Below are 18,807 nucleotides of genomic sequence, written 5' to 3' on the forward strand. Positions count from 1 at the left end.
CGGCCATAGGCCGCGACGGCCGGGTGGCCGGTCATGGCGCTGTTGCTGATCCTGCGGCGCTACGTCGCCTGCGGCCAGATTCAGGGTAGCGTGAAGGGGTGAGCCTGGAACCGCACCATGATGGGTCGCCGCTGCATGTGGGAAGCGCGACGACGGCACCCGGCGAGCGCCGTCAGCTGCGGTTGCGCGTGCCGGATCGATGGGGGAGCCCGTCCCGGGTGTGGGTGCGCTCCGTCCAGGACGCCGAGCCCCGATATGACGAGGCCCTCCGCTTGGCGACCGGCGTCGAATCCGACGGCTGGCAGTGGTGGGCGGCGTCGATGCAGGTGGTCAACCCCGTGGCCCGCTACCGGTTCCTGCTCGAGGTTCCGGGACGGGATGACGTCGGGAATACATACTGGACGCTGAACGCCCAGGGCCTGTTCCCGCGCGACACATCCGACTACCACGATTTCCGGCTCACCACGGCCGGGCCCGCGCCGGCATGGAGCCGTGGCTCCGTCATGTACCAGGTGTTCCCGGACCGGTTCGCCCGCTCCGTTGCGGCCGCCGGCCGACCCATCCCGGACTGGGCCGTGCCGTGTGACTGGGACACCCCGGTGCAGGGTGTGGGGCCGGACGCTTCGAAGCAGTTCTATGGCGGTGACCTGGCGGGCGTGCGGGAACGGCTCGACCATCTGGTGAACCTGGGCGTCGGCATCCTGTACCTGACGCCGTTCTTCCCGGCCCGGTCCAACCATCGCTACGACGCGTCCACGTTCGAGCATGTGGACCCGCTGCTTGGCGGCGACGCGGCATTGAGCGAGCTGGTCGACGCGGCGCATGCCCGCGGCCTCAAGGTCATGGGCGACCTGACGGCCAACCATACCGGCGACGGCCACGAATGGTTCCGTCGCGCCCAGGCCGACCCGGACAGCCCCGAGGCAGACTACTACTACTTCAACGACGACCACACCGGCTACGAATCCTGGTGGGACGTGCCGTCGCTGCCGAAGCTGAACTGGGCGTCCGAGGGGCTGCGTGAGGCGTTCGTCACGGGCGAGGACTCCGTGGTGGCCCACTGGCTCAAACCACCGTTCAACCTGGACGGCTGGCGCATCGACGTGGGGAACATGACCGGCCGGCTCGGCGCGCAGGATCTCAACCGGGAGGTGGCGCGCCTCATCCGCGACAGGATCCGCCAGGTCAACCCGGAGGCACTGCTGCTGGCCGAGGAGACCTCGGACGCCGGCCCGGATTTCGACGGATTCGGCTGGCAGGGCGCCATGACGTACTCGAACTTCACCCGGCCCGTGTGGCAGTGGCTGGTCGATGACGCGGCCAGGGTGGACTTCTTCGGCACGCCGCTGGAGCGGCCCAACCGGATCGACGCCGCCGGGCTCCTGGCCACGCACCGGGACCTGGCCAGCGCGTTCAGCTGGCCGGTGCGGAACACGACCATGAATGCCTTGAACACGCACGACACCGCCCGGGCCGCCAGCGTCATGATCGCCGGCGGGCCGGTCGTGGCCGCGACGCTCGCGTTCACCCTGCCCGGCATCCCCGTGATGTTCGCCGGCGACGAATTCGGCCTGCGCGGCACCAGCGGCGAGTTCTCGCGCACGCCCATGCCGTGGGGTGATCCGGCCGGTGTCGTGACCGACCTGCAAGCGGCGTATGCGGCGCTGGCGGCGCTGCGGCGCACCAGTTCCGCGCTGCGGGACGGCGCCCTGCGCTGGTTGGTGGCCGACGGCGATGTGCTGGCTTTCGTGCGCGAGTCGCCGCAGGAATCGCTGCTGGTCGTGACACTGCGCGCCCCCGTGCGGGACCTGTCTGCCGATACCCTGTGCCTCGGGGAGCAGGAACGGCGCGCGATGGCCGGTGCCCCTCCCGTGTTTGCGACGGGAGGGCACTTCACCGACGAGCCCATCGTGGACCTGGCCGGCCCGGGCGCGTACATCTGGCGCCTGCCCGGCGTGGGTGTTTCCTGACGGTCAACCGCTGTTGCCCGCCGGATATGCTGGATGGCAACAGCCGTCACAGACGCCAAAGGGAGAGCCGTTGAATCCGGAATTTGAGCATGAACTACGCGCGGCGCTGCGCGCCGACCAGGTCAGCACGGCACCGGGGGACCTGGCCCGGCATGCCATCGACCAGGGACCCGTCACCGACTACCGGGAACCCGCCGCCGTCGTCTGGGCGGAGACGGTCGCCGACGTCCAGGCCGTGGTGCGTGGCGCCGCGGCGCACGCGGTGCCCGTCGTCGCCCGCGGCGCCGGCACGGGCGTCTCCGGCGGTGCGCATGCCACCGAGGGGTGCCTGGTGCTCAACCTGGAACGCATGAACCGGATCCTCGAACTGAACGCCGCCGACGAGATCGCCCGGGTGGAACCCGGCGTGGTCAACGCCGATCTGAACGCCGCCGCCGCCGCGCACGGACTGATGTATGCGCCCGACCCGGCCAGCTTCAAGATCTCCACGATCGGTGGCAACGTCGCCACCAACGCCGGCGGGCTACGATGCGCCAAGTATGGGGTGACACGGGACGCGGTCCTGGCCCTCGACGTCGTCCTTGCCGACGGGTCCCTGATCCACACCGGCCACCGGACCTTCAAGGGCGTGGCCGGGTATGACCTCACTGGCCTGTTCGTCGGTTCGGAGGGCACGCTGGGCATCGTCGTGGGGGCCACCGTGCGGCTCAGGTACCTGCCCGCGGACGTGCGGACCCTGGCCGTGTTCTTCCCGGATGTGCAAGGGGCCGCCGCCGGGGTGCTCGTGCTCGGCGCCGCGCGCGTGCAGCCGTGCATCCTGGAACTGCTGGACGGGCCAAGCCTGGCGGAACTCGACTTCCGCAATGCCAGTACGCTCTCCGACCGTGGCGGCGCACTGCTGCTGATCCAGTTCGACGGGCTGGCCGCCGACCGTGAGGTGGTGATCGCCCGGGACGCGTTGACGAATCTTGGCGGGAACGTCAGCGAGGAGGATCCGGCGGAGGCCGGATACCTCGTGGAGCTGCGCCGCAACAACCGCGGCATGGACGTCGACACCGAGAACCGGGTGGGTGAGGACGTCGCCGTGCCGCGCTCGCAGCTGGTCCGCTACATCACGGCCCTGGAGGACATGGCTGCCAGGCACGGCGTCGGCGTGCGCGTCATCGCCCACGCCGGTGACGGCAACCTGCACCCCACGTTCTGGGTGCCCGGCATGGACACCGGCAGCATCGCCGCGCTGAACCGGGCCCTTGACGAGTCGATTGAGACCGCGCTGGCGCTCGGCGGGACCATCACCGGCGAGCACGGAATCGGCCAGTACAAGCTGCGCTGGCTGCCACTGGAGCAGCGGGAGGACGTGCTCGAGCTGCAGCGGCGCATCAAGGACCTGTTCGACCCGCAGGGCATCCTCAATCCCGGCAAGGCGTTGACCGCCCGGACCAGCCGGTCCTGACGCCGGTTTGATTAAAGCCGCGGCGTTCGGCAGGATTCATCTGGGGGATCTGGCCGGTTCCTCGTCGGAGGCGCCACGGACTACGGAGCTTCCATGACAAACCCTGCGCGCGGGCACACCCTTGCGATCCTCTCCCTGACCGCCCTGCTGGCGTTCGGCGGTGCCGTCGCGTGGGCTGCCCCCTCGGAGGCGGCGACGTTCCCGGCGAAGGCGCGCACCGCCGTCGTACCTGCCAACGCGGACGGGGCGACGAGCAAACCACCGATTCCCGGTGCCGACGCCGTGGAACAGGGCACGACGCCCACCCTCACGCCCACCCCGACGCCGGTCCACTCGCCGGCCCCGGCGAAATCCGCCACGCCCACCCCGTCGTACCGGATCGACCCGCCGGCACCGACGGTCGCCGCGCCGCCGGTCGCCGCACAGACAGCCGCCGCACCGACGACGGCGGCCGCCCCGGTTCCGTCCGACGCCGCCACGGAGGCCGTGACGTCGGAGCCGGCGCCGACGAGCGCGACGCCGTGGCCCACCTACACGGCCACCCAGACCGCGGCGGACACCGCGCCGGCGGCCGCCGCCACGGAGACGAGCCCGGGCACGGCCGCGTTGTCCAACGCCAGCGACACCTCGGGCCCCGGGGTGCTCACCTGGATGCTCATGCTGGCGGCCGTGGCCGTGATCGGCGGCGGCGTGATCGCCATCTACGCGCTCAACCGGAACCGCGCCAGCCGGCACTGAACCAGCCTCCAAACCGGCCCCGAGCCGGCCCCGGGACGGGACGTCAGTCCCCGAGCGGGCCCTCCACGGCGGGCCGATCGCCGGCATCGAGCAGTTTCATGGTGGCCGTGTCCGTGGTCAGGATGATGGCCGCCTCGTCACGGCGGTGCCGCAGGATCGTGTCGATGTAGGACTGCAGTGCCTCGGCCAGTGGCGTGGCCCGGTCCCGCTGCTCGGACATGTACCACCGGTGCTCGAGCACCTCGTGGACCACCTCGGCGGGCTCCAGTTTGCCGGACAGTTCGCGGGGGATGGAGCGGACGATCGGTTCGAAGATGGAGCTGACCCACATGTGGGCGGAGATATCCTCGTCCAGGTCCGGGTTCGTGTCCGCCCGGAACGCGTCCATGTCGTTGAGCAGCCGGCGGGCCTGGTTCTCCTGGGCGTCGATGCCGGTCAGGCGCAGCATCCGGCGTTGGTGGTGGCCGGCGTCGACGACCTTGGGCTGGATCTGGATGGTGGACCCGTCCGGCGTCGTCTTGATGGCGTATTCCTCGACGTCGAAGCCGAGGTCGTTCAGCCGCCGGATACGGGCCTCCACACGCCACCGCTGGCCGAGCTCGAACGATTCCTTCTCGGTCAGCTCGGCCCACAGTGTCCGGTAGCTCGCCATGATGAGCTCGCTCGTGGCGACCGGGTCGACCTTCTCCTCGATGAGGCCGCCCTCGAGCAGGTCCATCAATTCGCCGGCGATGTTCACGCGGGCGATTTCCAGATCGTACTCGCGCTGGCCGGTGGACAGGTCGGGGTACAGTTCGCCGGTTTCGGCGTCGACCAGGTAGGCGGCGAACGCGCCGGCGTCGCGGCGGAACAACGTGTTGGACAACGACACGTCGCCCCAGTAGAAACCGATCAGGTGCAGGCGCACGAGCAGCAGGGCCTGGGCGTCGATGAGGCGCGTGAGCGTGTCCCGCCGCAGCTTCTGCGAGAACAGGGCGCGGTAGGGCAGCGAGAATTTCAGATGCCGGGTGACCAGCACGGGATCCAGCGGGGCACCCTCGGCGGTGGTCCGTCCGGTGATGACGGCGACCGGTTCGACGCCTGGCACGTCCAGCCGGGCGAGCTTGCGCAGCATGTGGTATTCGTGCCGGGCGACGTGTTCGGAGGTTTCCTTGATGGCGATGACCGTGCCGCCGAGGTGGGCGAACCGGACCACGTGCCGGGAGATCCCGCGCGGCAGCGCGGCGAGGTTCTTCGTGGGCCAGTCCTCGAGCTTGAGGTGCCAGGGCAGGTCGAGCAGGCCGGGATCGGTGCTGGCGGCCGTGATGTTCAGCGAGCCGAGCACGGACGCCGGGGATCCGGCCGGGCGCGGCAACCGGCCGCGCTGGGCGAAGTCGGTTGGCTCGTCGGTCCACTGGGCGCCGGGCAGGTCTGTCATGGTTCGATTCTTCCCCACATCAACGGCCGACGCGGCCGGCACCGGCGATCGCCCAGGGGGCGATGCTGCGGTGACGGCCGCGTCGGGAGGGGCTGCTAGGCCTCGAGCCGGAGGCCGGAGGCCGCGTCGAACAGGTGGACGTGGCCAACCTTCGGCACGACGTACAGGGTGTCGCCCTTCATCGGTGGGCGGCGGCCGTCCACGCGGACCACCATGTTCTGCTCCACGTTGTTCAGGGACGCGTGGCCGTAGACGTAGGCGTCGGCACCCAGCTCCTCGACGACGTCGACGTTGACCTGCAGGCCCTCGCCCTGGCCGACCAGGTCCAGGTCCTCGGGCCGGACGCCGAGCGTGACGGTGTTGCCGGCGGCGGTGGCCAGGACGTCGCGCGGCACCGGGTAAATGGCGCCACCGAACTTCACGCCGGCGTCGACCTCGGGCAGTTCGAGCAGGTTCATGGCCGGGGAGCCGATGAAGCCGGCGACGAACACGTTCTGCGGCGTGTCGTACAGTTCGCGCGGGGTGCCGACCTGCTGCAGCAGCCCGTCCTTGAGCACGGCGACGCGATCGCCCATGGTCAGGGCCTCGACCTGGTCGTGCGTGACGTAGACGGTGGTGACGCCGAGGCGGCGGGTCAGGGAGGCGATCTGGGTGCGGGTCTGCACGCGCAGCTTGGCGTCCAGGTTGGACAGCGGCTCGTCCATGAGGAAGACCTGCGGGTTGCGGACGATGGCGCGGCCCATGGCAACCCGCTGGCGCTGGCCGCCGGAGAGAGCCTTCGGCTTGCGGTCGAGGTAGGCCTCCAGGTCCAGGAGCTTGGCGGCATCCTTGACGCGCGCGGCGCGCTCCTCCTTCGAGACGCCGGCGATCTTCAGGGCGAAGCCCATGTTGTCGGCAACCGACATGTGCGGGTACAGCGCGTAGTTTTGGAAAACCATGGCGATGTCGCGGTCCTTCGGCGGGACGTCCGTGACGTCGCGGTCGCCGATCAGGATGCGGCCCGAGTTGACGTCTTCCAGCCCGGCCAGCATGCGCAGGGAGGTGGACTTGCCGCAACCGGAGGGTCCCACGAGGACGAGGAATTCGCCGTCGGCGATTTCAATGTTGAGCTTGTCGACAGCGGGCTTCTCGGTGCCCGGGTACAAGCGCGTAGCGTTGTCGAACGTAACTGTAGCCACAGTTTTCAATCCCTTCATCGGCAGGTACGTGCCGAACGATCCGTTGTGAATGGTGATTATTCAGTTTGATTGGCCGGCGCCCGGGGGCGACGGCCAACGAATGAAGTATGACACACCTTTGATGTGCGGTGCGTCACATTAACGTCCGACGGCGTCGTGCCCGCCTTCCAGCGCGGCCGCCAGGCCCGCCAGTGACGGTTCGCGGCCCAGCTCGATGTGGGCGTAGGCGAGCGCGGCGGCCAGTTCCGGCTTGCCGGCGTAGATGGCCGCGCACAGGCCCCCGTGCTCGGTGCACTGGGTCACGGGGTCGCGGTCGGAGGTCAGCGCGAACAGGCGCCGCAGCCGGCCCAGGACGGGGCGCATGGCCGTGGCCAACAGCGTGTTGCCGCTCATGGCGATGATCTCGGCGTGCAGCGCGGAGTTGGCCGTGGCGACCGCGGCGATGTCGTTGCGCTCGGTGGCGGCCCGCGATTCCTCCTGCAGTTCGGCCAGTCGCGGCGACACGCCCCCGGCGGCGATGAACTCGGCGGCCTTGCGTGCCGCGAACACCTCGAGGTTGAGCCGGATGTCGAACAATTCCTCGGCGTCACTGACCGTGAATTGGCGCACCACGGCGCCGCGTCGCGGGTACGTGACGATGAAACCGTCCGCCTCCAAGTGGGGGAGCGCCTCGCGGATCGGGATGCGCGAGACCTCCAGGTCCTCGGATAATTCCCGTTCCCGCAGGCGGAAGCCGGCCGGGTAGGCGCCGCTGAGGATCTTCTCGGTGATCCGCTGGTACGTCCGGTCGGCCAGCGACTGTTGTGCATCGAGGGGCCCGTCACCTGCCTGTGCGGCCATCGGGCTACACCAGCGCCAGCTGGTCCGCCACGACTCGTCCGCCGTGGATGACCGTGCGGTCCGCGGGGCGATCCATGACGGCGGCGCTGACGGAGTCGCCCGGCACCAGGACAAACCCGGCGGCATCGCCCACGGCGGTGCCGGGACGGTCGGTCACGGATGAGAGCCGCGGCACGGACCGGTCCAGGATGGACGCCCCGCCCACGGTGGCCACGGCCAGGGCGTGCTCGATCAGGTGATCGGCACGGTAGCCATTGACGAACGCGAGCTGCCACGTGCGGTCCAGCATGTCGGCATTGCCGTACGGGGACCAGTAGTCGCGCTGACCGTCCTCGCCCAGGCCCACGCGCACGCCGGCCGCGACCAGGCCGGCCAGCGGCAGCTGGAACCGGCCGCCGGGGGCGACCGTGGCGGTGGAGATGTCCAGCTCCGCCCACGTCTCGATCAGGGCCCGCGTGTGCGCCTCGCTGACACCCCACAGCGGGTAGCCGTGCGAGATGGTCACGTTGCCCTGCATGCCCAGGGCGCGGGTGCGTTCGGCGATCAGTCCGGCGCTGAAATGCCCCAGCTCGCCGGGCTCGTGCAGGTGGATGTCGATCGGCACCCGGTATTTCTCGGCCAGGCCGAACACGATGTCCAGGTGCCGGACGGGATCCTTGTCCAGGGCGCACGGGTCGATGCCGCCCATGACGTCCGCGCCGTTCTTCAACGCCTCCTCCAGGATGGCGGCGGAGCCATCCTCGAGCAGCAGCCCGGCCTGCGGGAACGCGATGATCTCCACGTCGGCCCGGTCGCGGTGCGTCTCCCGGGCGGCGAGCACGGCCTCGAACTTCTCGAGGCGGCAATCCACATCGACCTGGGCGAAGCTGCGCACGCGCGTGGTGCCGCGTTCGATCATCATGCGCAGGGCTGTCTCGGCGCGCTCGCCGATGGTCGTCTCCGCGTGGCGCCAGTTGGCGCGGTCGTTCATCGTCATGCCCCACACGCCGGGCGCGCCGGTGTGCTCGCGGAACGGCAGGCCCAGGCGGTTGGAATCCAGGTGGACGTGGACATCGGAGAAGGAGGGCAACAGCAGCCGGCCGCGGCCCTCGACCACGGCGGCGTCTGGGGTGGGGGTGGCCAGCGGGTCGTGCGGCGCGATGGCGCGGATGCGGCCGTCGGTGACGGTGATGTCACTGGGGGCGCCGCCCCAGGGTCGAACCTGCCGGATGAGGGTTGCGGGCATCGGGAACCTCTCCTAACTCACGTGTCGTGTATACCAAACAAGTCAATACTAGGGTAGACGGTGGCCAAAATTCCTTAGTTGGCGTATTTTGGCATACCTGAACGGCTGATTCGTTCGGCGAGCAGCAATTCCAGCACGGCCCCAAGATCCGCCGGGCCGCCCACCCGGAAGGGGGCCGCGGTGGCGCCGTCGCCGACCTTGATGCCGACGTCGCCGGGGCCCAGCGCGGCGAAGCCGTGCTCGTCGGTCACGTCGTCGCCGGCGAACAGGACGGCCGTCGCGGCCGCCGCCTCGCGCAGCAGCCGCACGCCCTGGCCCTTGTCCGCGCGCACGACCGACGCCTCGAGGACCTTCTTGCCGTCGCTGAGGAAGATGTCGCCGCGCCGCTCCAGCCGTTCGCGCAGTTGGGCGACCGCCGCGGCGCCGACATGGTCACCGGCCTGCCGGTAGTGCAGCACGACGCCGGCGGGCTTGTATTCGACGAGTGTGCCCGGGTGCGCGGCGGCGATCGACTCGAAGGCCGTCGTGGCGTCGACGAGCGAGGCCGACTGCGCCGGGGTGAGCTCCAACGGCGCCGACCCCGGCCCCAGCCAGGTCTCCGCGCCGTGGCTGGCGATCAGCAGCGTGGCGTCGGGCGGGCCGGCGACCGACCGCAAACTGGCCAGCGCGCGCCCGGAGACGAGCGCCGTCGTCGTGCTTTCAAGTCCGGACAGGGCGGACAGGGCGGCGGCAGCGGCGGGCAGGGGGCGGGCGTCATCGGCGCGGGGGACCAGCGGCGCCAGCGTGCCGTCGAAGTCCAGCGCGACGAGCAGGTGCCCGGTGGCGGCCACGCGGACGACGGCGGCACGCAGGTCCGCGGGCAGGTCGCCGCCGGCGTCAGCCGGCATGTTCGGAGGCCTCCGCGAGCGTGCGCAGGAAGTCGCCGCTCCAGCGCTGCACGTCGTGGTCGAGGACCTGCCGGCGCATGGAGCGCATGCGGCGGCGGGCCTCGGTGGCGGGCAGGTTGATGGCGCGCACGATCGTGGACTTGAGCCCGTCGATGTCGTGCGGGTTGACCAGCAGTGCCTGCTTGAGCTGGTCGGCGGCGCCGGTGAACTCGCTGAGCACCAGGGCGCCGGTGTCGCCGCGGCGGGCGGCCACATACTCCTTGGCGACGAGGTTCATGCCGTCCCGCAGGGCGGTGACGAGCAGGACATCGGCGGCCAGGTAGAGGGCGACCATCTCCTCGACCGGGTAGCTGTGGTGCAGGTAGCGGACGGCGGTGTTCAGGATGGAGTCGAACTGGCCGTTGATGCGCCCGATCATGCCGTCGACCTCCTCGCGCAGCAGGCGGTAGCTTTCGACCCGTTCGCGGCTGGGGCTGGCGACCTGGATGAGGGTGGCGTCCTCGACCGAGATCTTGCCGTCGAGGAGGAGCTCGCCGTAGGCCTTCAGCCGGTGCGTGATGCCCTTCGTGTAGTCGAGCCGGTCGACGCCGAGCAGGATGGTTTTCGGGTTGCCGAGGTCGCGGCGGATCTGGGCGGCGCGTTCGATGATGTCCGGCCGGGCGGCGAGTTCTTGGATGCGGGCCACGTCGATGGAGATGGGAAACGGCTCGGCGCGGGTGATGCGGCCGTCGCCGTCCGGGGACTGCACCTCCCGGCCCTTGACGTTCGCGTCGAGGAAGCGGCGCGCGCAGCGGAGGAAGTTCGCGGTGTCGTTGGGGCGTTGGAAGCCGATGAGGTCGGCGCCGAGCAGGCCATCGAGGATGGCGCGGCGCCACGGCAGCTGGGCGAAGATCTCCGGCGGCGGGAACGGGATGTGGTTGAAGAAGCCGATGCGCAGGTCCGGGCGCTGCTGGCGCAGGTAGCGGGGGACCAGGTGGAGTTGGTAGTCCTGCACCCAGACGGTGGCGCCGGGCGCGGCGGCGTCGGCGGCAGCGTCGGCGAAGCGGTGGTTGACGCGGCGGTAGGCGTCCCACCAGGTGCGGTGGAACTCGGGTGGGGCGATGACGTCGTGGTAGAGCGGCCAGAGCGTGGAGTTGGAGAAACCCTCGTAGTAGAGCTCGACCTCCTCGGCGGATTGCGGGACCGGGATGAGGTCCATGCCCTCGTGATGGAAGGGTGCGAGGGTTTCGTCGGGGGCGCCATGCCAGCCGACCCAGGCGCCGTCGACGTCGGTCATGACGGGGGCCAGGGCCGTGACAAGGCCGCCGGGGGCGCGGCGCCAGCCGCTGGACCCGTCGGGGTCCGTGATCCGGTCCAGGGGCAGGCGGTTGGAGACGACGATGAACGTTGACCTGCCCTGGGCCGCGGACACGTCGTCGTGCTCGCGCGTGGTGGTCTGGGATGCTGCTGGGTTCGGCAATGAGTCCCCCTTCGTTGGTGACTTTCCCTGCCACCCACCCTAGCGCGGGCGCCGCGGGGCGGGGCGGGTGGTTACGCCGCCGGCCGTTGAAGCGGTCTGTTGAAGCCTCAGGTTCCCTCCAAGTTTCCTCCCCTAGACTTGACCGGAGTTGCCCACGCGCGACCGCTTTGGCGCGCCCACCGACACGAGGACTTATGACGAACCATAGCAATCCCCGCCCGACGAAGGCCGAGCGCACCGCGGCGGCCCGTGAGGAGGCCCGGCGCATCCGCGAGGCGCAGGCGAAGAAGGAGAAGCGCAACAGCTGGCTGATCCGGGGCGGGGTGCTGGTCGCGGCGGTGGTGATCGTCGTCGTCGTCGCCCTTGTCATCATCCAGACGCAGAAGGGCAACGAGCCGGTCGCCAGCAGCGGCCCGGTGCCGGCGAACGTGAACACGTTCGGCGGCGTGACGGTGGGCAAGAACGGTGCGATCCTCGCGCCGACGACGACCGTGGCAAGCGTGGACCAGGCGACGCTGCCGCCGGCGCCGACCGCGCAGCCGACGGCCGTGGCCGACGCCTCCGGCATCGGCGTCGCGGCGTCGGCCGCCGGCAAGCCGGTACAGATCGTGGCATACATCGACTTCATGTGCCCGCACTGCCAGGCCTTCGAGGCGCAGTTCAGCACCCAGCTCAAGCAGTGGGAAGACGCCGGCAAGGTGACGGTCGAATACCGCCCGCTCGGCTTGCTCGACCAGTTCTCCACCACGAACTACTCATCGCGCGCGGCCGCGGCGGCCGCCTGTGTGGCGGCCACGTCGCCCGAGAAGTGGTCCGACTTCATGAACGTGCTGTTCCAGAACCAGCCGGCCGAGAACGGGCCGGGCCTGGACAACGCGAAGCTGGCCGGCTACGCCACCCAGGTCGGGGCGAAGGACGTCACCGGCTGCGTGGATGCGAAGACGTACCGTCCGTTCGTGAAGTACGCCACCGCGCTGGCCGTGGCCCACGGCGTGGTCGGCACGCCGACGGTGTTCGTCGACGGCAAGCAGTGGCAGAACGGTGACTTCAAGACGTTCGCCCAGGGCATCATCGACGCCAAGAAGTAGAGCCTGTTCTTGTTGACCTGTTTTTGTTGGCCTGTTTTTGTTGACCGGCCCGTCCCGCTTCGCGCGGGGCGGGTCGGTTTTCGTTTTGCCGGGGGTGCTCGGATACTCTTGTGTAGCGCTCCGCTTGTGTCGCTTGTGTGTCGCACACGCCTCCTTAGCTCAGTTGGCCAGAGCACCTGTCTTGTAAACAGGGGGTCGCCGGTTCGAATCCGGCAGGGGGCTCCATAGCGGTGGTCGAGCCTGTCGGTGGTCGAGCTTGTCGAGACCCGGGCGGAAAGGCCACGTCAGCCAGGGTGAGTGTCGAGAATCTTTGACTCCTTGTTGGGCCGGCAGTCACAGGCGCGGTTCTGTCTGCCCGCGCTCGAGGCTGACGTCCTCATAGCGCTGGCTGACGGGGCCCCCAGTACTCCGGGTGCTCTCGTGCGTGAACGAGGTGTCAACTCTTCGATCTCCGGCATGCGCCGTTGCCTGGAACGGCTGGAGGAAAACGGCGTCGTAGACGCCAGCCACCTCGGCAACCGAGTCGAGTACTCACTGAACGTCCAGCACATGCTTGCCGGTCTGGTCGTTGAGGCGTCGAGGGCGACGGAGCTTTTCACGCGATTCCTGGCCGACCAAATCTCCCGATGGAACGAGCAGCCATTGTAGGTGACTCTGTTCGGTTGCGCGGCTCGCCGCGAGATGCACAACGACTCGGACATCGACCTGCTGTTCGTCGTCCCGGACGGGCCAGCGACCAGCTGTACGAAGCGATCAGTGACGTGGCCATCGACGCGTACCGCCTCACCGGCAACGACGTCCGTCCGATGGTCTACGAGGTATGGGCTCGCACATAAATTATTTCGGTTCATCCGGGCGTGTCGTTTTCTCCTCCGGAGCGGCGGTTACGGTGTAGTTCCAGTCGCCGTGGAAGTCGTGCCGGTGCAGGCGGGTAGCTTCGAAGGCCTTCATTTGCTGGTCGGTGATTTTGATGCCTTTTTGGTAGGTGTTGGTGTCCCGCAGGGCCTTGATGGTCAGTCCGGACTTGTTGGTGGTTGCCGCGATGGTCTGGACCACGACTTCGTGGGTTTCCAGCGGCCGGCCGCGCCAGTTCATGGTGATGGCGGAGAACATCCGGTGTTCAATCTTGTTCCACTTCGACGTCCCGGGCGGCAGGTGGCAGACGGTGATCTGAAGCCCTGTCTCGGCGGCCAGGGCGGCGAGTTCGGTTTTCCACAGCCGTAGCCGGGAGCCGTTGGATCCTCCGCCATCCGCGGTGATCAGCAGTTTCTTCGCCTCCGGGTAGGCAGGGTGGCCGATCATGGTCCACCAGCGGCGGATCGACTCNTGGCCCTTCGGGGCGTATTCGGCGCCCCCGTTGGAATACCGGCCGACGTTCTCCTTCTTTTTCGAATCGACCGAAATCACCGGGTCCCCGGCCTCAAGGAATGCGCCGACCTGGTCGTTGAGGTAGTGGAACTGGGCGTCGCGGTCCGGGGACTGGCGGCCCTCGAGTTTCCTTGCGTTGGCCTGCAGGCTGTACCCGTGGTCCTTCAGGAGTCTGGCCACCGTCACGGGGCCGGCCGGGTGGCCCTGTGCGGCGAGCTCCTCGGAGAGTTTGGCCGTTGATTTCGTCGTCCACCGCAGCGCCGACATCGGATCTCCCCGGGTCTCCGGGTCGACCAGCGCGTCCAGCGTCGGCCATACCAGCGGGTCCTTCTCCTCCACCGGCGGACGGCCCGCCCCCGCCTGGCGCACCCGCCCATCCAGGGCGAGCCCGGCCTCCAGTTCCGCGGCCCCGCGCCCGACCGTGTCCGCCGCCGCGCCCGTCGCCGCCGCAACCAGCTTGATCCCGCCCCGACCCAACTGACGGGCTCCGGCACCGGCCAGCACCCGGCGCTGCCGCTCATCCAGGATGGGATCCGCCTCCGCCAGCACCCCCGCCAACGCCGCCGCAAACGCCTCCGCGAATCCCACGGGCACCACCGGTTCCATAATCTCTGCCATGGCACAAGACTAACGAAAAATCACGGTAAAACAGACATAATTTCTATGTGAGCCCTATCTGAAGTCCACCGAGCACCGGTGTTCGACTCGATCGACCGCGATGGCGTCCACATCTTCGGCGACAGCCATTGGCTCTCGCGCCGGCTGCACACGTTGGCGGCTGCCTGATGACGGCCGGACGTGATCGCGACGCTCGCGGTCCATGCATGCAGTCATCGCCGCCTCGGACGCCTTCTGCCTGCTGACGCTCGGCCAGTACTCCAAGTCGGAAAACCACGCCGACGCTGTCAACGTGCTGAAGAAGGCCGGAGGGGACAGCGCCACCCTGAGTCGCCTGCTGGGTGAGAAGACAAAAGCCGGATACAACGTTAAGAGCCTGACCCGAGCCAAGGCCACGAAGTGCATCGAGTGGGGGAGTGAGCTGCTGGCCGCGGCCGAGGAGCAGTACGCCCAGCTGTGAGCCCCGTGTGTTCGTTGATCCAGTCGTCACGATTTTCCATGGATCCGTCGCAAGAGTGGTCCGGTGCGATAGTGGTCGGGCCCTGCGGAAAATGGCAAGAGCGACCACCTCCCACTCCGCGGTTTCAAAAGTCCACGAAAAGACCACGCCAGTTTTCATCCAAGCCGTCCAGCGGGTCCGAATCGGCCATTCTGACCGGTGGAATCCGCGGAATTCCGGGGAGTGGGGTTTAAAGCCCACCTTGTAAAGCGGGAACACCTACTTCTCATCCGCAGCCAGGCGACCTCGTGGTGCAGAACCCCGACGGCCCAAACCACTGGGGTCACGTCGGCATCTACGCCGGCGACGGCATGATGTACAGTGCGCTCAACCCGGCAGTAGGAACGCTGCTGCACCCTGTGGCTTGGAATGGCATAGCGTACTACTACGTCGAGATCCCACAGAACATGTGAATTGACGCGCCAGTTCCTGCCCAACTATCCGCGCCTCACGGTCTGCTAGCATTAGGGTTCTTCTTTATGCATGGCCTGATATCCTGTCAAGGCTCGGCCGCCTGCTCGTGCTTGTCGCGGGCAGAACTGAAAAATGACGGCTTCGGTCGTTCACCGTTAGCGGTGTGCTCACCAAGTGGGCGTTGATGACAGTAGTACACTTCAGAACACATGATGGGCGGCCGGGCATTCAAGATTGGGATCCATTGACAACGCTTAAGACTCTCGAGGAACGTTCTTACAAGAACTACAAACGCCGGATGTTCGCATCCCAACGACTCGCGGCACGGGACCGTGCCTGGAATACTTCGCTTCTGTCGTTTACGGTATCCACGACGATTGCCTCGGTCGGCATGCTGACGGCCCCCGGCCTATACGGTCCGGCTGGCCCAACCTTGCTAACCTGTCTCGCCGTGCTGTCATTGGTCAGCTCACTCGTAGTCTCAGGATTAGACTACGGTGCTCGAAGTCGTAACCTATTTAGCAACTATCGACGGTTTCAACGATTATCAGTAGAGCTCGAACACAAGAACTCTACTAACGTAACGATTACTGAGATTGAAACAGTGGCCCTCCTCAACCAATTCAATGATTTGCTCGACGAATGCGAGAATCATACAGACGCCGATCATGATAGGGCCGAAAAGAATAAGTTATCTATTCCCATTATCAAGAGTCAGCTGCTGACATTTTTCCCGTACGCTACCCTTGTTTTCCCTGTCCTAGTGATTATTCCTTTTGCACTGTGGGCTATGCGTGCACAATAAATCACGGAATGCCAGTAGGATATTCAACAGTCTCACGGCGCCGAGGAATCTGAAATCGATTTATCTTGAAAAGATCGCCGATCAGTCTGCGAGAGGAAGAGACGGGATCTCTCCGGCGAACTTGCGATTCGAAATAGAGGATGTATGCGCTCTCATTTCTAGGAAAGTTAGAGCTGGAAGCTATGAATTTACCTCCTATCGACAATTACTTGCTTCAAAAGGTGCGCACAAATTTCCGCGTGTAATTTCAGTATCTACAGCTAGGGATCGAATTATACTTAAGTCCCTCGCGAACATGTTAAAGGAAGTTTTTCCAGAAGCGAACGCGGCCACGCCTCAAGAAAAAGTCGCCAAACTGCAAATGGAGATATCGAGTGGCCTTTACGATTCTTTCTTGAGGCTTGACATTATTGATTTCTATCCCACCATCTCACATGAAGCAATTTTCTCGAATCTGGGAAATAGAGTACGCAAACCAGAAATCGTCCACGCACTTCGGAAAGCGCTTTCGACTCCAACTTTAAGCGATCAGGCATCAAAATCCGGTGTCTGCAACATTGTTGGGGTTCCGCAGGGTCTCTCAATCTCCAACCTTATTGCAGAAATTGCCATGCTCAAGTTGGATTCGACAATTAATGCGCGAACTGACGTAATGTATCTTCGTTACGTTGACGATATAATAATCCTTTGCCGCAATGACGCTATTGAATCGCTTCACCGTGATTTGGTCAGACTTTGCAGTGAAATTGGCTTGAAGATGCATCCTCTGGGTGGTGCAGGATCCAAATCCCAGTCGGGAACCCTCGATAAGACTTTTGACTATATGGGATACCTATTTGCCGATTCAACAATTTCCGTTCGGCCACAAAGCATTAGCAAGATTAGGGCTTCCCTGGCTCGAGTTTTCACTCGATATAAACATGAAGTTGATAAATCTGGGATAACGAATTGGCAAGTCATCAAAGCTCAATCTGAATGTAAATGGCGTCTCGACTTGATAATTACAGGTTGCGTTCTAGATCAGAGGCGACGGGGATGGCTTCACTTTTTTTCACAGATAGACGATCTATCCATACTCAAGGGCCTCGATGCCAGCGTTCGAAATTATAGCAAACGCTTCGGACTGGATGGCGTTATATCACCAAAAACATTCATTAGAGCATATTGGGAAATCAAGAGAGGAATCGCGACGAGCGAGAGCTACATTCCAAATTTTGATAAATTTACTATCGCGGATAAGAGGAATGTTCTTGCTAGCGTATTCCATGTTGGTGATGCGCAAACGTTTTCAGAAGATGAAGTCATTTCGATGTTCTACAGGGAAATCAGGCGACTTGTCAATAAGCTAGAGCAAGATGTTGGGTCGGTCTCTTAGCATCCTGTCGTTTTAATGTTGATTATATTGAAGTTTTTGTGGCCATTTTTGGTGACATGGATGAATGGTTTTGAATTCTCCCGATATTTACACCAGGATGAGCAGAATTATTCGACATGCAGGCCACGAATCGGTTCTTCATGGATCGAGGCAAATAGGGCTCTTGATTCCGCTAGGCAAAGTTCCGGCAGTCCTGTAAGGATGAGCGCATCAATTTTATGTCTAAATGCAGGATAGTGACCATCGACTTTGCAGGTGTCGCGATAGAAGTATCAAGATCCCCTTCGTCCTACTGTATCTGATGCCTGATTAGGTAGTCGGTCATGGGGACTTCCCTCCCCATCGCCATGAAGCAAGTGAACAAGACGTCCACGCATGTGGGCAACCATCGATCGGAGTTCACAATGTTGTATCTGGCATTGGTGGATCCCGGGATCACCCCGAACACAAATTTCCCGTTTCTCGAGTCCCTCAAGCAAATCGCAAATCGGCGGGGGCATCCTTGTCGGGGCGTTCATCGTGATCGCCATCGTGGCGATCATTGGTGCCGTCATGCTTTTGGCTGGCAAACTCAGCCAATCCTCGCGCCTGGCTTCAGGCGGTGGCATGATCCTTCTTTGGACAGGACCGGTGGCCTCCATCCTGGGAGGCATCAACGGCTACATCCTGTGGTCGCAGAATGCTTTCAACCTCGGTTTCTAGGCGTGAACAATGCTACCGATGGTCAAATGCAATCTGGGCGGCTGGTGGCCGCCTGGCTGCAATGCCACGTAGCGTAATTGGTGGGGTGCCCGGCGTGTCGTGAGGGGTGGGGGTGGCGGGTGTGCTGGGATGGCTGGTCATGGGTTCAACGGTGGTGCGTCCGGAGCAGGTGACGTTAGGGGTGCTGGTCGACGCGGTGCCGCGGGACGCGGTGGATGGGGACGCCGCTCGCGCACCCCGCAGGCCGCGACCGCCTCATCGACCGCGTCCCGCGGCACCGACTCCACCAGCACCCCGATCGACACCTGATCCGGACCCGCCACCACATCTGCACTCACGAGCAACAATCACAGCAGCCCCACCCCTCACACCGGTGACGCCACGCCGCAGCACACCCCCATCACGTTAGGCTACGTGGCATTGGGTCTGCCCTGGCCTTACGTGTGTGCTTGACTTGATGCATCAACCTGAGCGCCGGTCAATTCCTGGGCTCTGGATAAGTTTGCCTATGACGGAGGAACGGGATGGGGCTAGTAAGGGCCGCGATCGGCGCGATCGGCGGTACATTCGCTGACCAGTGGAAGGACTTCCTAACTGTCCCCGCGGGCATCCCCTCGACAGCCGCCTTCTTCCCGGCTGTACCGTCAGGAGCCAATGCGAATCGGGGCTCGAATACCAACGGGTCGCAGGCAGGGTCCCGGAAAAGTCGCGTGTCAGCAGGTCAGCAGGCATGTGAGGGCCCGGTCTGGATCGCGGGCGTGGTGTCGTAAC

General features: G+C 65.5%; 16 protein-coding genes, 1 tRNA gene and 1 pseudogene. 11 read left to right on the top strand and 7 right to left on the bottom strand.

Going from position 1 to position 18,807, the window contains the following annotated elements; genetic code table 11:
• Positions 1–98: 98 nt before the first annotated feature.
• From EJC77_RS18875 to EJC77_RS18885, 3 genes are all read left to right on the top strand, one after another.
• On the top strand, positions 99–1,970 hold the full coding sequence (locus EJC77_RS18875; RefSeq protein ID WP_125616402.1) for a glycoside hydrolase family 13 protein: 1,872 nt from the start codon (positions 99–101) through the stop codon (positions 1,968–1,970).
• A 70-nt stretch (positions 1,971–2,040) separates the two neighbouring features.
• Positions 2,041–3,423, top strand: a complete 1,383-nt coding sequence (locus EJC77_RS18880; protein WP_205787505.1) for an FAD-binding oxidoreductase — start codon at positions 2,041–2,043, stop codon at positions 3,421–3,423.
• A gap of 93 nt (positions 3,424–3,516) precedes the next feature.
• Complete coding sequence (locus EJC77_RS18885) at positions 3,517–4,161, top strand: hypothetical protein (RefSeq protein ID WP_125616408.1); 645 nt, start codon at positions 3,517–3,519, stop codon at positions 4,159–4,161.
• Between the two features lie 43 nt (positions 4,162–4,204).
• Here EJC77_RS18885 and EJC77_RS18890 read toward each other — a convergent pair whose 3' ends face one another.
• The 6 genes from EJC77_RS18890 to EJC77_RS18915 form a co-directional block, all read right to left on the bottom strand.
• Entirely contained in the window at positions 4,205–5,578 is a 1,374-nt protein-coding gene (locus EJC77_RS18890; RefSeq protein ID WP_125616411.1) for a DUF4032 domain-containing protein, read from the bottom strand.
• Positions 5,579–5,673: 95 nt separating this feature from the next.
• Complete coding sequence (locus EJC77_RS18895) at positions 5,674–6,756, bottom strand: ABC transporter ATP-binding protein (RefSeq protein WP_125616413.1); 1,083 nt, start codon at positions 6,754–6,756, stop codon at positions 5,674–5,676.
• A gap of 138 nt (positions 6,757–6,894) precedes the next feature.
• Positions 6,895–7,596, bottom strand: a complete 702-nt coding sequence (locus tag EJC77_RS18900) for a GntR family transcriptional regulator (protein ID WP_125616416.1) — start codon at positions 7,594–7,596, stop codon at positions 6,895–6,897.
• Positions 7,597–7,600: 4 nt separating this feature from the next.
• Positions 7,601–8,821, bottom strand: coding sequence for an amidohydrolase family protein (locus EJC77_RS18905; RefSeq protein WP_125616419.1), 1,221 nt, complete (start codon positions 8,819–8,821; stop codon positions 7,601–7,603).
• Positions 8,822–8,895: 74 nt separating this feature from the next.
• A complete protein-coding gene (gene otsB, locus EJC77_RS18910) occupies positions 8,896–9,708 on the bottom strand; it encodes a trehalose-phosphatase (protein ID WP_125616422.1) in 813 nt (270 codons plus the stop codon).
• Entirely contained in the window at positions 9,698–11,119 is a 1,422-nt protein-coding gene (locus tag EJC77_RS18915) for an alpha,alpha-trehalose-phosphate synthase (UDP-forming) (protein ID WP_205787515.1), read from the bottom strand. The genes otsB and EJC77_RS18915 overlap by 11 nt, the downstream gene beginning before the upstream one ends.
• Before the next feature lie 242 nt (positions 11,120–11,361).
• On the opposite strand from EJC77_RS18915, the gene EJC77_RS18920 reads away from it, so the two are divergent.
• From EJC77_RS18920 to EJC77_RS20820, 3 genes are all read left to right on the top strand, one after another.
• Positions 11,362–12,255 carry a DsbA family protein gene (locus tag EJC77_RS18920; RefSeq protein WP_125616428.1) on the top strand — a complete coding sequence of 298 codons (894 nt, stop codon included), beginning with the start codon at positions 11,362–11,364 and terminating at the stop codon, positions 12,253–12,255.
• Between the two features lie 148 nt (positions 12,256–12,403).
• Positions 12,404–12,480: transfer RNA gene (locus EJC77_RS18925), tRNA-Thr, on the top strand.
• A gap of 195 nt (positions 12,481–12,675) precedes the next feature.
• Complete coding sequence (locus tag EJC77_RS20820) at positions 12,676–12,903, top strand: hypothetical protein (RefSeq protein ID WP_125616431.1); 228 nt, start codon at positions 12,676–12,678, stop codon at positions 12,901–12,903.
• 189 nt (positions 12,904–13,092) lie between these two features.
• Here the strand turns inward: EJC77_RS20820 and EJC77_RS18935 are convergent, their stop codons facing one another.
• Complete coding sequence (locus tag EJC77_RS18935) at positions 13,093–14,241, bottom strand: ISAzo13 family transposase (protein WP_420820339.1); 1,149 nt, start codon at positions 14,239–14,241, stop codon at positions 13,093–13,095.
• Positions 14,242–14,443: 202 nt separating this feature from the next.
• On the opposite strand from EJC77_RS18935, the gene EJC77_RS18940 reads away from it, so the two are divergent.
• The 5 genes and pseudogenes from EJC77_RS18940 (at position 14,444) to EJC77_RS18960 (ending at position 18,036) form a co-directional block, all read left to right on the top strand.
• Positions 14,444–14,701 carry a hypothetical protein gene (locus tag EJC77_RS18940; RefSeq protein ID WP_125616434.1) on the top strand — a complete coding sequence of 86 codons (258 nt, stop codon included), beginning with the start codon at positions 14,444–14,446 and terminating at the stop codon, positions 14,699–14,701.
• Between the two features lie 266 nt (positions 14,702–14,967).
• Positions 14,968–15,153 (top strand): annotated as a pseudogene (locus tag EJC77_RS18945) (NlpC/P60 family protein); the annotation flags it as partial.
• Between the two features lie 185 nt (positions 15,154–15,338).
• Positions 15,339–15,959 carry an SLATT domain-containing protein gene (locus tag EJC77_RS21665; protein ID WP_125616437.1) on the top strand — a complete coding sequence of 207 codons (621 nt, stop codon included), beginning with the start codon at positions 15,339–15,341 and terminating at the stop codon, positions 15,957–15,959.
• The gene (locus EJC77_RS18955; protein WP_164520490.1) at positions 15,949–17,334 is read left to right on the top strand and encodes an RNA-directed DNA polymerase; all 1,386 of its coding nucleotides are present in this window, start codon (positions 15,949–15,951) and stop codon (positions 17,332–17,334) included. The genes EJC77_RS21665 and EJC77_RS18955 overlap by 11 nt, the downstream gene beginning before the upstream one ends.
• A 519-nt stretch (positions 17,335–17,853) precedes the next feature.
• A complete protein-coding gene (locus EJC77_RS18960; RefSeq protein WP_125616443.1) occupies positions 17,854–18,036 on the top strand; it encodes a hypothetical protein in 183 nt (60 codons plus the stop codon).
• Positions 18,037–18,807: the final 771 nt, after the last annotated feature.

Source organism: Specibacter cremeus (assembly GCF_003946885.1).
GTDB lineage: Bacteria > Actinomycetota > Actinomycetes > Actinomycetales > Micrococcaceae > Specibacter > Specibacter cremeus.

Bases quoted from the DNA above. Each gene is read 5' to 3' on its own strand.
- EJC77_RS18885 (WP_125616408.1), top strand. From the start codon at position 3,517: ATGACAAACCCTGCGCGCGGGCACACCCTTGCGATCCTCTCCCTGACC.
- EJC77_RS18890 (WP_125616411.1), bottom strand. From the start codon at position 5,578: ATGACAGACCTGCCCGGCGCCCAGTGGACCGACGAGCCAACCGACTTC.
- EJC77_RS18900 (WP_125616416.1), bottom strand. From the start codon at position 7,596: ATGGCCGCACAGGCAGGTGACGGGCCCCTCGATGCACAACAGTCGCTG.
- EJC77_RS18905 (WP_125616419.1), bottom strand. From the start codon at position 8,821: ATGCCCGCAACCCTCATCCGGCAGGTTCGACCCTGGGGCGGCGCCCCC.
- otsB (WP_125616422.1), bottom strand. From the start codon at position 9,708: ATGCCGGCTGACGCCGGCGGCGACCTGCCCGCGGACCTGCGTGCCGCC.
- EJC77_RS18920 (WP_125616428.1), top strand. From the start codon at position 11,362: ATGACGAACCATAGCAATCCCCGCCCGACGAAGGCCGAGCGCACCGCG.
- EJC77_RS18940 (WP_125616434.1), top strand. From the start codon at position 14,444: ATGCATGCAGTCATCGCCGCCTCGGACGCCTTCTGCCTGCTGACGCTC.
- EJC77_RS21665 (WP_125616437.1), top strand. From the start codon at position 15,339: ATGACAGTAGTACACTTCAGAACACATGATGGGCGGCCGGGCATTCAA.